Origin of the sequence: Streptomyces kurssanovii, assembly GCF_040677245.1 — a bacterium.
GTDB classification, from domain to species: Bacteria; Actinomycetota; Actinomycetes; order Streptomycetales; family Streptomycetaceae; genus Streptomyces; species Streptomyces kurssanovii.
The window spans coordinates 162,822-175,364 of record NZ_JBFAQK010000008.1 but is presented as its reverse complement, the minus strand read 5'-3'; the positions used below and the strand labels follow the sequence as shown (position 1 = coordinate 175,364).

General features: G+C 74.4%; 11 protein-coding genes. 5 read left to right on the top strand and 6 right to left on the bottom strand.

What is annotated here, in order from left to right:
* Positions 1 to 27: 27 nt before the first annotated feature.
* The 4 genes from AB0K36_RS09495 to AB0K36_RS09480 all read right to left on the bottom strand — a co-directional run bounded on the left by AB0K36_RS09495 (position 28) and on the right by AB0K36_RS09480 (position 7,004).
* Positions 28 to 681, bottom strand: coding sequence for a class I SAM-dependent methyltransferase (locus AB0K36_RS09495; protein WP_364590617.1), 654 nt, complete (start codon positions 679 to 681; stop codon positions 28 to 30).
* A gap of 12 nt (positions 682 to 693) precedes the next feature.
* Positions 694 to 1,860, bottom strand: a complete 1,167-nt coding sequence (locus tag AB0K36_RS09490) for a cation diffusion facilitator family transporter (RefSeq protein ID WP_364590614.1) — start codon at positions 1,858 to 1,860, stop codon at positions 694 to 696.
* A gap of 114 nt (positions 1,861 to 1,974) precedes the next feature.
* The gene (locus tag AB0K36_RS09485; protein ID WP_364590611.1) at positions 1,975 to 5,121 is read right to left on the bottom strand and encodes a sacsin N-terminal ATP-binding-like domain-containing protein; all 3,147 of its coding nucleotides are present in this window, start codon (positions 5,119 to 5,121) and stop codon (positions 1,975 to 1,977) included.
* Between the two features lie 938 nt (positions 5,122 to 6,059).
* Positions 6,060 to 7,004, bottom strand: coding sequence for a DUF3027 domain-containing protein (locus tag AB0K36_RS09480; protein WP_364590608.1), 945 nt, complete (start codon positions 7,002 to 7,004; stop codon positions 6,060 to 6,062).
* A gap of 501 nt (positions 7,005 to 7,505) precedes the next feature.
* Here AB0K36_RS09480 and AB0K36_RS09475 point away from each other — a divergent pair.
* The 4 genes from AB0K36_RS09475 (at position 7,506) to AB0K36_RS09460 (ending at position 11,035) form a co-directional block, all read left to right on the top strand.
* Positions 7,506 to 8,858 (top strand): MFS transporter, encoded by a 1,353-nt coding sequence (locus tag AB0K36_RS09475; RefSeq protein ID WP_364590605.1) that lies wholly within the window; start codon positions 7,506 to 7,508, stop codon positions 8,856 to 8,858.
* A gap of 141 nt (positions 8,859 to 8,999) precedes the next feature.
* Positions 9,000 to 9,479 (top strand): hypothetical protein, encoded by a 480-nt coding sequence (locus tag AB0K36_RS09470; RefSeq protein WP_005315843.1) that lies wholly within the window; start codon positions 9,000 to 9,002, stop codon positions 9,477 to 9,479.
* A 21-nt stretch (positions 9,480 to 9,500) separates the two neighbouring features.
* Positions 9,501 to 10,190 (top strand): futalosine hydrolase, encoded by a 690-nt coding sequence (locus AB0K36_RS09465; protein ID WP_364590602.1) that lies wholly within the window; start codon positions 9,501 to 9,503, stop codon positions 10,188 to 10,190.
* Positions 10,187 to 11,035: a 1,4-dihydroxy-6-naphtoate synthase gene (locus AB0K36_RS09460; protein WP_364590599.1), complete on the top strand. Its 849-nt coding sequence runs from the start codon at positions 10,187 to 10,189 to the stop codon at positions 11,033 to 11,035. The genes AB0K36_RS09465 and AB0K36_RS09460 overlap by 4 nt, the downstream gene beginning before the upstream one ends.
* An 18-nt stretch (positions 11,036 to 11,053) precedes the next feature.
* Here the strand turns inward: AB0K36_RS09460 and AB0K36_RS09455 are convergent, their stop codons facing one another.
* Positions 11,054 to 11,437 carry a cold-shock protein gene (locus AB0K36_RS09455; protein WP_356630895.1) on the bottom strand — a complete coding sequence of 128 codons (384 nt, stop codon included), beginning with the start codon at positions 11,435 to 11,437 and terminating at the stop codon, positions 11,054 to 11,056.
* A 181-nt stretch (positions 11,438 to 11,618) separates the two neighbouring features.
* Here AB0K36_RS09455 and AB0K36_RS09450 point away from each other — a divergent pair, with 181 nt between their 5' ends.
* Positions 11,619 to 11,867, top strand: coding sequence for a hypothetical protein (locus AB0K36_RS09450; RefSeq protein ID WP_189468719.1), 249 nt, complete (start codon positions 11,619 to 11,621; stop codon positions 11,865 to 11,867).
* Here the strand turns inward: AB0K36_RS09450 and AB0K36_RS09445 are convergent.
* Complete coding sequence (locus AB0K36_RS09445) at positions 11,846 to 12,481, bottom strand: HAD family hydrolase (RefSeq protein ID WP_364590595.1); 636 nt, start codon at positions 12,479 to 12,481, stop codon at positions 11,846 to 11,848. The genes AB0K36_RS09450 and AB0K36_RS09445 overlap by 22 nt on opposite strands.
* Positions 12,482 to 12,543: the final 62 nt, after the last annotated feature.

Genomic DNA, 12,543 nt, shown 5'->3' with positions numbered 1-12,543 from the left:
GTATGCCGCCCGGGCCCCCCGGCGCCGTCAGACGCGGGCGATCAACGCGTAACGCTCGTCCGGCACCGGGCCGCCCCACAAGACCGGGTCGCCGCTGAGGAGTTCGACGCGCAGGTCGGCCACGAGAGGCCGGACGGCCGCCGACAGGTCGGCGGCCGTGACGCCGCCGTGCCAGGGCAGGGCGTCCGCGCCCGCCACGTACTCCACGCCGGCCTGACCGGACTCGCGCCAGCGGCCTTCGACGAGGATCAGCGTGCCGCCGGGGCGGATGCGGGCCGTCCAGTCGGCGAGGGCGGCCTCGGGGTCGGGCAGGGTCCACACGAGGTGGCGGGAGAGCAGGGCGTCGAACCGCTCGTCGCCGGTGGGTGGTGCCGCCGCGTCGCCCACCAGGAAACGGGCCGGGAGACCGGCGGCGGAGAGCTTGGCCCGGGCCTGGTCGACCATCCGGGGCGAGAGGTCGACCCCGGTGACCCGGTGCCCGGCCTCCGCCAGCAGCGCGGAGAGCGAGCCCGTGCCACAGCCGACGTCCAGCACGGACGACGGGTCCGACGGGAGCCAGGCGGTGAGCAGTCGGGACCAGGCAGCGCGGGTCCCGGCGGCCCTCAGGCCGTGATCGGGCTCCGCGTCGAAGTCGGCGGCGGCTGCATCCCAGTACGCGGTGATCGCTGCGGAGTCGGTCATCCGCCGATCCTCTCAGCCGCCACCGACAGTGCCGTGGTGGGCGAGCGCCGCGTGCGGATCGCCCTCGACGGGACGGTGGTCGATGTGAACGGTGGCCGCCGTCAGCCGGGGCACGGCGTGGATCAGCGCGTGCTCGGCCGCGACGGCCAGCGAATGCGCCTGGACGACGGTCAGTCGCGGGTCGACCACGATGTCGGCCTCCGCCCGCAGCGCGTGCCCGATCCACCGCATCCGCACCTGCCCGGTGCCCAGCACCCCGTCCACGCCGCGCAGCGCGGTCTCCGCCGTCCCGACGAGGGCCGGATCGACCGAGTCCATCAGACGCCGGCAGACCTCACGGGCGGCGTCCTTCAGGACCAGCAGAATGGCGGCGGTGATCAGCAGACCGACGACCGGATCGGCCCACCGGAGGCCCAGCGCGGCGCCGCCCGCGCCCAACAGGACGGCCAGCGAGGTGAATCCGTCCGTACGGGCGTGCAGACCGTCCGCGACGAGCGCGGCGGAGCCGATCCGGCGGCCGGTGCGGATGCGGTAGCGGGCGACCCACTCGTTGCCCGCGAAACCGACCAGCGCGGCCGCCGACACCGCCCACAGGTGCGTGATCTCACGAGGATTCAGCAGCCGGTCGACGGCCATCCAGGCGGCGACGACCGCCGAGGCCGCGATGGCGGCCACGATGACGATGCCCGCAAGGTCCTCGGCCCGCCCGTAGCCGTACGTGAAGCGGCGGTTCGCCGCGCGTCTGCCGAGGATGAAGGCGATGCCGAGCGGGACGGCGGTCAGCGCGTCGGCGGCGTTGTGGACCGTGTCGCCGAGCAGCGCCACCGACCCGGACAGGGCGACGATGACGGCCTGGACGACGGTGGTCGCCCCCAGCACCACGAGCGAGATCCACAGCGTGCGCATCCCGTCGCGGGACGTCTCCATCGCCGCGTCGACCTTGTCACCGGACTCGTGGCTGTGCGGCCGGAGGAGATGGGCGAGGCGGTGCGCGAATCCGTGCCGCGGCCCGCTGCGCCCAGGTCCGTGATCGTGACGGGCGTGATCGTGACGGGCGTGATCGTGATCGCCGTGGTCGTGATCGCCGTGGTGGTGAGCGCCGTGTTCGTGATCGCCGTGGTGACGATCACCGTGGTGGTGTTCGTGCCCGTTCGGATGCCTGTGCCGAATCCCCGCCATGGCACCCACCGTCGCACAGGAACCACGTTGCGGCTACAGCCGTCATACGCCCTGTGACCAGGTGCGATTCCCTCGCAAGTACGCGCGGGCGGCACCTGGCCCACCAGAGACGGCCTACGCGTCGAACCAGCGGTCCCGCGCCAACTCCTCCGTACGGGACGGGTCCTCCAGCAGCGCCGCGACCTCGAAGCGGCGCGGCCACTGGCCCGCCGCCCAGGCGAGACCGGCCGCCACGCCTTCCAGCGTCGCGGCGTGCAGCACGCCGTCGGGCGTGCGGCGCCAGTCGAGTTCGGTGCCGCCCGCGACCAGTTCCTCGTGCTCGACGTACGAGTCGGGCGTCGCCGGGCCCAGCAGGACGCGGACCGACTCCGGGACCTCGTGCTCCTCGCCCTCCGTCGTGACGTCCGCGTCCACCGTCTCGCTCAGGCGCCTGACCTGGAACAGGTCCGCCAGGTCCGCCGCGCGGGTCGGCGCCACCGGAAGCAGGGGCAGACCGGCGGACAGCGGCAGCAGGTCGGGGGTGTCCGCGACGACCGCGTCGGCGGCGTCCACCACACGCACCTCGCCGTCCACCACCGCGCGCAGCTCGTCGGGGAGCGTGACCTGGTCGGGGTCCAGATCGGCGAGCGCCGTGTACAGGCCGTGCAACTGCCGGCCGGTCACCTCGCGGTCGGGGTCGGCCAGGCGGGACAGCAGCTCCGCCGCGCCACCCGGCTCGTCCAGCAGCGCCGCGACCGAGGTGCGGACGCCGAGGGCGTGCAGCACCTGCGCGTCGGCGAAGCCGGTCGTGTCGGCCGACTCGTACAGGCCCTCCAGCAGCGGGTCCGCGCCCGACGCGCGCAGACCGGCGGGGCGGCGGCCGTCCAGCACCGGATGGTCGCGCAGCCACCACGCCGTGTACGGGCGCACGGTCTCCGTCGTGCCGTCCGGCATCAGGATCCGTACGGACTGGGTGAGCGCGTCCCGCAGCGGCGGCTGCGCCAGCAGCGCGAGCGCCTGCGGCCAGCAGTCGTCGTCCACCAGGTCCAGGTCGCGCACGGCGACGATCTCCGTGGCGACCGGCGGCACGGGCGTGTCCGGCAGCCGGTCGAGGAGGTCCTCGCACCACACGTCCACCGCGTCGAGCAGGCCCGCGTCGTCGGGCTCGGCGAAGTCGCCTTCGCGCGGCTCGAGTTCATCGGGGTCGAGGACGACGTCGGTGGCACGGACCAGGGCGAAGTTCGCGAGGACACCACAGGCGGCGAGGGGCTGTTCGCCCCAGCGCTCGGCCAGCTCGGCGTCGCACAGGGCGAGTTCGCCCTCGCGCATCACCGAGGCGAACGGGCTGTCCGGCAGGACCAGTTCACCGGCCGGGGCCGGCTCGCCGTCCTCGTCGGGCAGGGCGAGCGCGCCGAGCCACGGCTCGTCGCCCGGCTCCAGCTCCGCGTCGCGGACCAGCGCCAGCACCGTCTCGGCGAGCTCTTCGGCGTCGAGCGTGTCGGCGTCCTCGTCCCACACCTCGCCCTCGTCGAGCGAGGCCGCCACCGCCGCCCGCACCTGCGGGGTCCGCAGAACGGCGCGCGGCGTCGCGGGCAGCGCCCCCAGCTTCTCCAGCAAGGGGTGGGCGGCGTCCGGGTGGACGACCTTCAGGCCGAGGCGGGCCAGGTCGGCCGGGGTGTCCGCGAGCGGGAGCAGCGTCTGGCGGGGCCCGATGGTGGTGCGCGAGTCGGCGAGCGGGACGGGGAGACCCGACAGACGGTCCGGGTCGACGCCCGCGAGGCTCTCGTACAGGCGGTGCCACCAGGCCGGTTCGCGTTCCAGACCGGCCAGCCGGTCGATCGCCTCCGTGAGCGGCACCCGTGCCACGCCCAGCGTGCGCAGCTCCACCCGGCGCTCGAGACCGGCGGGCAGCAGCGTCGGCATGACCTCCGCGAGTACGCGCACGGTGTCCGTGCCCGCGCCCTCCAGCACCTCCGCCTCGATGGGCCGCAGGCCACCGGTGGTCACCCGGTCCGGCAGCCCGGTGTCCTCGTCGGACATGTCACGCGGGACCGCCGCCTCGAGGAACGCGGTACGCGGCAGGCGCCGCAGGATCGCCGCCCGCAGCGCGCCGTCGAGTTCGCCCTTGCCGAGCGGGCCGGGCACGAGGTCGATGACGCCGGTGGTCACCGGCTGCCAGCCGCCGAGCAGTTCGGCGTACGCGTCCGCCGCGCGCTCCACCAGGAAGTCGGTGAGCGGCCCGCGGGCCGGGTGGCGGCGGGTCGTGTCCAGCGGCAGCGACGCGATGAGCAGCGCGGGCACGCCCAGGGGCTCGTCGGTGGGGGTCGGCGCGTGCACCACGGGGGCGGTGAGCGGCCGGGCGGGCGCGCCCTCGTCGTCGACGGGGACGGCCCAGGTGACGGTCCAGTGCGGCCGCAGCCGCTCCTCGACCGGCCGGTCCGCCAGCAGGGCGGGCTCGGTCGCCCCGCCGTGGCTGACGACGCGCCAGCGGCGCTCGCCGTGGACGCTGTCCTCGATCCGGACGTACGGCTCCTGCTCGTAACGCTTCAACACCCGCGTCGAGTCGGGGGTTTCGATGACGATCTCGGCGAGGCCGGGCAGCGTGAGCAGCAGCGCGTCGTCGATGCCGGCGAGCAGACGCTCGACGAGGTCCACGGCGGCGCCGTCGCGCAGCGGCAGCACGACGACCGTGTCGTAGCCCTCCGGCGCGGTGCCCTCCGCGGGCAGCGGGAGCCGCAGCAGGGGCACGTGCCCGTCCCTGCGGCGCAGCTCGTCCCCGAGGCCGGGGCTGGCCTGGGCGGCCCGGCCCGCCAGCTCCCTGGCCTCCGCCAGGGACCAGCGCACGCCGCCGTGCCGGCCGACGACGGCCGGCTCGTCGCTGACCGCGAGGACAGCGGCGAAACCGACACCGAACCGGCCGACGGCCGCCTCGTGGCCCTCGCGCTTCGCGGAGGCCCGCAGGGTGCTCAGCGACTCGACGCCGGTGGCGTCCAGCGGGGCGCCGGTGTTCGCGGCGGCGAACACGGGGGGCTCGCCGGCCGCTCCGGCGGGCCGCAGGTTCAGCCGCAGCCGGCCGGGGACACCGGCACGGGCGGCGGCGTCGGCGGCGTTCTGCGCCAGCTCGACGACGAGACGGTCCCGGTAGCCGCCGAGGGCGAGATCCTCCTCGGCGTTGGCGTCCTCCCGGAAGCGGGCGGGGCTCGCGCCCCACGCGTCGAGCACGCCGCGCCGCAGCCGCGCCGTCCCGAACGGGTCGGCCCACTCGGTCGTCCTGACGCTCACGCTGTGCTCCACTCTCTTACGGCTCCCGGGCGCGGGGCCGGCCAGGCCGGCCTGCTCCGACTCCTGATGGGCCCGAAGGTACCGCGTACCGGCGCGAGGTGCGGTCCCCGCCCACCGCTCGCCACGACGCACCGGGCGTGTCCCCCTGCCCCGCCGGCCCCACGCAGCTCCGCCGTGCCGGCGGAACCACCGGCCGCCACCTCCGTGGCACCCGACCCGCCGGCAGCCCCCGCCCGGAACGCCGCGACGCACCGGGGCGGAACGGGTGCCCGGGCCGCGGAAACGGGGGCAAAGCCGGGGCACGGCCCGGCCGAGAAGGGACGGGATGGGACACAGCGGACCACACCCCCCGGGACCGGTAGCCGGGCCATTGCCCCCGGACCGAGCGCAGGACCGGGACACGGAAGCTCCGAACCCGAGGTGCTGGGCCGGAGCCGGGCCCGGCCCCGGGCCCCGGAAGAGCACGGGTTCAGGACGCGGGCGGGGCCGTCGCCCCCCGCAGGGGCAGGGCCGGGACCGCACGCGCAGGCAGTGAACGGCGCGAGCCCCGAGGCACGCGCGGCGACCCGGTGGAACCCTCGCCAGGCACCGGCGCAGAGCCAGGCATCGCGGGTCCGGGCCTGGACGAGGGCGAGGCCCGGGACCACCCGCACAGGGCAGGGCTCGGCCCCCGGCCGGGAGAGGCGAGGCTCCGGCCAGGCACGCCGGGCCGGGGCCCGGGCGTGGTGGGCCGCGGCCCGCACCCGGACTCCACCGGGACGGAACCGCCGCCACACGCCAGGGCAGGGCGTAGCCCGCTCCTGGGCGCAACGCCGACGGGCCGACGGCCAACCCGCCACGGATGCGCTCAGACTCCCCCGGGACGGAACCGTCGCCACACCAGGGCAGGGCGCAGCCCGTCCCCGCGCGCAACGAGAACGGGCCGACGGCCCAGGCCGCTACGAGTGGCCGAGGTCGTCCGACGTGCCGTCAGGCTCCTCCGGGACGGAGCCGCCGTCGCGGGGCGGGCGCAGCGGGAACTCGTCCGCCGCCATGGAGTCGAAGACCGGCGGCGGCGGTGTCGGCGGCTTCGGCATCACCGCGGCCTCCGAGTGGCCGCCGCAGCCGTACGCCAGCGAGACCACGCGGCCGTCGGCCGGCGAGAACTCGTTCGCGCAGATGCCGAACGCCTGCCGCAGCGAGCCCGCGATCGGGACGAGGAAGCCGCAGGACTCGCAGGACGCCGGGGCAGCCTGCGCCATGGGCGTCTTCGCGCCGTAGGACTCCTCCCAGCGGTCGGCCGCCGCGTGGAGGCCGTACCGGGACAGCACGCGCGCGCGGCGCATGCCCAGTTCCTCGGCGAGCGCCGCGATCCGGCCCCTGCCGTTGTCGGTCGTGGACTCGATCGCGGTCCTGCGGTCGGTGAGCTCCGCGTCCTCCGCCTCGACCAGCTCGACCAGGTCGTGGGTCGGGGGGTGCTCCGCGAGGACCGAGTTCGGCGGCGGCTCGTCCTCGCCGCTGTAGCCGGGCTCGAGGCGGAGATCCTCCGCCTCGGTGGGCAGCAGGTCGCCCGGGCCCATGTCACCGGGCCGCAGCCGCTCGCTCCACGGGACCCACTCGGGCGCCAGCAGCGCGTCGGGGCCGGGCAGCAGGACGGTTTCGTCAAGGGTGACGTTCTTCGCCCGTGAGGCGCGTGTGACGGTCACGGCCCAGCGCCAGCCTCGGTAGCCGGCCTCCTGGCACTCGAAGAAGTGCGTGACGACCCGGTCCCCCTCGGAGACGAGCGACACATGCTCTCCGACCACCCCTGGCGCCGCGGCCTCCTCGGCCGCCTTCCTGGCGAGGTCTACCGCCTCGGCGCACAGGCGGTCGGGGGTACGGCTTCGCGTCGTCGCAGCACTCACTAGTCTCGCTTCTCTCCTACGCCGTCTCACGGATGCGCTCGGCCGATGACGAGGTACGGGGCGGCGCACGGAGCGGACCAGAGGGCCGCATCGACGTCCACACGCCCGGACCGTCCTGATCCCGGGCACACCTAACGTCATCCATTCTGCGGGATGCCGAAGAGGCGCGCGGCCGAGAACAACCGCCGGTGGCGCGCTACGCACGCTACCCCTTCCTACGCCCGCCGCCCACCTGCCCGTCCCAACACGGGCCGAACCGGCCCCGGCGAAAGGGCCGCCGCGACCGGCACGAAGGCTGCGGAAACCGTGCAGGAAGGGGGCGGGAAGCGGTCGGGGACCGGGCCGGGGCCCGCAGGAACAGCGCGGCGGCCCGGCACGGACCGGTCACGAACCCACGCAGGAAGACCGCAGGAACACCCACGGAACTCCGCAAGGAGAAAACACGCCGCACCGCGGGCGGGATCCGGTTCGGGGCGGCCGGGCTTGGGGCACTATGACGGGGTGGCAGCCGCAAGGTCGTCCGAAGGGGACGGCCCGGCCCGCAGGGCGGGCCGGGCGGTCGGCCGTGCCTTGCACCTTCCCTTCACCGGCACCGCCCGCGGCATCCGCAGGGCGACGCACGCGCACGGCGCGGGCGAATCGGGCCTCGGGAAGCTGATCGAGCTGCACGCCGTGAACGGCGCGGGGGACGTCATGATCACCGTGGCGCTGGCGTCCACGGTGTTCTTCTCCGTCCCGACCGACGAGGCACGCGGCCGGGTCGCGCTGTACCTGGCCGTCACGATGGCGCCCTTCGTCCTGCTCGCTCCCGTGATCGGCCCCCTCCTCGACCGCCTCCCGCACGGCCGGCGCGCGGCCATGGCGGGCGCGATGCTCGCCCGCGCGCTGCTGGCGATCATGATGTCGGGCGCCGTCGCGACGGGCGGCCTGGAGCTGTACCCGGCGGCGCTCGGCGTGCTGGTGTCGTCGAAGGCGTACGGGGTGGTCCGCAGCGCCGTCGTGCCCCGGCTGCTGCCACCGAAGTTCGCGCTGGTGAAGGCGAACTCCCGGGTGACGCTGGCAGGTCTGCTGGCCACGGGAGCCGCCGCGCCGATCGGTGTGGGGCTCCAGCAGATCGGGCCGCAGTGGCCGCTGTACGGGGCGTGCGCGCTGTTCGTCCTCGGCACGTACTGGGCCTTCACGATGCCGCCCAAGGTCGACTCGGCGAAGGGCGAGACGCCCGTGCGCATGCTCGCGCACGGCGAGAAGAGGCCGACGCTGCGGACGGTCGGCCCGTCGGTGCTGCACGGCCTCCAGGCGAACGCCGCGCATCGGGCCCTGTCCGGCTTCCTGATCTTCTTCCTCGCGTTCCTGCTGCGCGAGCATCCGCTCTCCGGGCAGTCGGCCGCGGTCTCGCTGGGAATGGTGGGCGTCGCCGCCGGCGTGGGCAACGCGCTCGGCACGGCGATCGGCGCCTGGCTCAAGGCCCGCGCCCCGGAGGCGATCATCGTCACGATGCTGGCTCTGGTGCTGGGCGCGGCCGTCATGGCGGCCGTGTTCTTCAGCACGGGCATGGTGGCGGTCCTCGGCGCGACAGCGGGGCTGTCCCAGGCACTGTCCAAGCTGTCCCTCGACGCGGTGATCCAGCGGGACGTGCCGGAACAGGTCCGCACGTCGACGTTCGCCAGGTCGGAGACGCTGCTCCAGATGGCATGGGTCGTGGGCGGCGCGATCGGCATCGTGCTGCCGCTGAACGGCGTGGTGGGCATGTCGGTGGCCGCGGGCATCGTCGCGGCGGGAGGGATCACGGCGGGGCGCGGGCTGCTCGGCGCGGCACGTCACCGCGGGGCCACGCCGAAGGCCCGGGTGGCGTAGGCCCGGCCCCCCGGGGCACCGGGCCCGCCGTGCGACGTGCGGTCACGGGTACCTCCCGCGGCGTAACCGGGGCGCGCTTCGGGCCGCCGCGCCGCGCACCCCCGCGCGGCAGGGCGAAGCGCGCCCGATAGCCTTCGGCTCATGACCGTTGCGTTCTTCTCGGGCAAGCGCCGCCGGGCCGCTGCCGCTCTCGGTGCCGTCTCCGCCGGGCTCCTCGTCCTTTCCGCCTGCGACAAGCCGACGCCGCTCGTCACGGTGACCATCGGTTCGGACTCCGTCCACGCGGAGGCCGCCTGCTACAACGACGGCGAGGCGATCAAGGAGTCCGAGATCCAGGGCTGCCTGACCAAGAAGCCGTCGGAGATCATCAAGGTCGCCATGGACGACCAGGTCCGCATGGGCGTCGACCCGGAGATCGCGGACAACGGCTGGACCCTGTTGTTCGGCGCGCAGCCGGTGGAGCAGGAGCCCTTCAAGAAGACGTACCGGACGATCCCCGGCAACGCCTTCTTCTCCTCCGCGACCGGCGAGCCGACGACCAAGACGGCCGTCAGCGTCATGGAGACCAAGGGCAAGAAGGTCGTCGGCATCTGGAACTTCCAGTTCGAGAAGGAGTCCTGACCGGGACCGGAAGGTGACACCGTGCGCGTGCTCGTCGTGACCGCGGTGGCGGCGGAGGCCGCCGCCGTCGTCGCGGACGCCGGTCCTCCCGGCGCCGCCGCCGTGCCGCTCCCGGGCGGATATGCGCTGACCCGCACCCCGGACTACGACGTGCTCGTCGGCGGGGTCGGCCCCGCCGCTGCCGCCGCGGCGACCGCGACCGCCCTCGCCGTGGCCGACACGCCGTACGGTCTCGTCGTCTCCGCCGGGATCGGCGGCGGCTTCCCGCCGCACGCCCCCGTCGGATCACTCGTCGTCTCCGACGCCGTCGTCGCCGCGGACCTGGGCGCCGACACGGCCGACGGCTTCCTGCCCGTCGACAAGCTCGGCTTCGGCCGTACCGTGCATCCCTCGCCCGCCGGCCTGTCGGCGCTCGTCGCCGCCGCCCTCGGCGCCGCGCACGCGCCCGTGCTGACCGTGTCCACGGTCACCGGCAGCGCCGCCCGTGCGGCCGAGCTCGCCCGCCGGCACCCGCGTGCCGCCGCGGAGGCGATGGAGGGTTTCGGCGTCGCCGAGGCCGCCGCCGCCCACGGCGTACCCGTCGTCGAGATCCGCGCGGTCTCCAACGCCGTCGGCCCCCGCGACCGCGCGGCCTGGCGCATCGGCGAGGCGCTGGCCGCCCTGCGGAAGGCGTTCCAGCAGCTCGCCCCCGTCCTCCAGGAGCAACCGTGACCCTGCGTATCGCGTACTCGCCCTGCCCGAACGACACCTTCGTCTTCGACGCCTGGGCCCACGGCCGGGTCCCCGGCGCGCCCGCGCTCGATGTGACGTTCGCTGACATCGACATCACCAACGGATGGGCCGAGCACGGCGGCGCCGACGAGTACGACGTGCTGAAGGTGTCGTACGCGGTGCTTCCGTGGGTGCTCGACGAGTACGCCCTGCTCCCGTGCGGCGGCGCGCTGGGCCGGGGCTGCGGGCCGCTCGTCCTCACCCGGGAGGCGGGCACGGAACTGACCAGGAAGACGGTCGCCGTGCCGAGCGAGCGGTCGACGGCGTACCTGCTGTTCCGGCTGTGGGCAGCGGAGGTCGTGCCGGAAGGCGTCGGCGAGGTCGTCGTGATGCCGTTCCACGAGATCATGCCCGCCGTGCGCGACGGCAAGGTCGACGCCGGACTCGTCATCCACGAGGCCCGCTTCACGTATCAGGACTACGGGCTGCACTCGCTCGCCGACATGGGCGAGCACTGGGAGTCCACGACGGGCCTGCCGATCCCGCTCGGCGCGATCATCGCCAAGCGGTCGCTGGGCGAGGAGACGCTGCGCCTGCTCGCCGAGTCGGCCCGCGCCTCGGTACGGATGGCCTGGGACGACCCGGAGGCCTCGCGGCCGTACGTGCTCGAGCACGCCCAGGAGATGGACCCGGCCGTCGCCGACCGCCACATCGGGCTGTACGTCAACGAGTTCACCGCGGATCTCGGGGACGACGGCTACGCGGCCGTGCGCGGACTGCTCACACGCGCAGCGGCCGAGGGGCTCGTACCGCCCCTCGGCCCGGAAGCGCTCGACTTCGTGTGACGCACCCTCCCGCGACGGCTACACGTCCAGCTGGTCCGCCACCGCCCGCAGCAGGCCGGCGATCTTCGCGCCGTGCACCTTGTCGGGGTAACGGCCGCGCTCCAGCATCGGGGTGATGTTCTCCAGGAGTGTGGTGAGGTCCTGGACGATGGACGCCAGCTCGTCCGGCTTGCGCCGCTGCGCGGCCGCGACGGACGGTGTCGGGTCCAGCAGCGTCACCGACAGCGCCTGGTCGCCGCGCTGGCCGGCCACCACACCGAACTCGACGCGCTGGCCCGGCTTCAGGGCCTCTACCCCGGACGGAAGTACAGAGGAGTGCACGAAGACGTCGCCGCCGTCGTCGCGGGAGAGAAAGCCGAAGCCCTTCTCACTGTTGAACCACTTGACCTTGCCGGTAGGCACGTCTGTCCTCGTCCTCGTACTCGTTGGGCGCTGGGGCACCGCAAGTCGGTCCGCCGAAAAACGGCTCTTGATAGCACTACAGCGGGTCGCCTGACCCGCCACCCCCAAGGCTAATGGTCCAGAGGCTGGTGACAAGACGTCCCCGGTCGGTTCGTACGCGCAAGGGAACTACCCTGGCCGAATGACTGCTACTCCTCCCGCCACCGCTCCCGCCCCGGGCGACGGGCTGGTGCGTGCCGGCGCTGTCCTGTTCATCGTCGGCGCGGTGGCCACTCTGGTCACGGTCGCCCCGCTGTTCCTGGGAACCGAGCCGTTTCCGACCGTCGCGTACATGGTGAGCATGCTGATGGGCGTCGGTTTCATGGTCGCCGCCGCGGGCGTGCTGCGTTCCATCGCCGCGCAGCGGCGTCAGGCCGGATCCGGGCGGTAGGAACGCAGCCACGCCGGGAACGCGGTCAGGTCGTCGAGGACCACGTCCGCACCCGCCGCGCGCAGTTCGTCCGCGTCGCAGGGGCCCGTCGTCACCGCCACGGAGAGCGCGCCGGCGACCCGCGCGCCGCGCACGTCGCCGATGTGGTCGCCCACGTACACGCTCGCCCCGTGCTCGTGCAGCGCCTCCCCCTTGGCCTCCGCCCACAGCCAGCCGATCGTCTCGTCGGGCACGATGCCGAGGTGCGCGAGGTGGAGCTTCGCGTTCGGCTCGTGCTTCGCCGTGACGACGATCGACCGGCCCCCGGACTCCCGTACCGCGGCCATGGCCTCGCGGGCACCGGGCATCGCGGTCGTCGGGGCGATCGCGTGCACCGGGTAGATCTCGCGGTACCTGTCGGCCGTCTTCTGGATCTGCTCGTCCGGGAACCAGTGCGCCAACTCCTGCTCCAGCGGCGGCCCGAGGCGCGTGACGGCCAGGTCGGCGTCGATCGGCACGCCCGTCTCCTCCGAGAGCGCGCGAAAGGCCGCGCGGATACCCGGCCTCGAATCGATGAGCGTCATGTCGAGGTCGAAACCGACGGTCAGGGGGCGCGGGGCGGGGTGAGCGGCCATAGGGGTCATTGTGCCCGCCCGTAGGCACGCGTTTTCGGACGCATAGACTTAGCCAAGCCTTA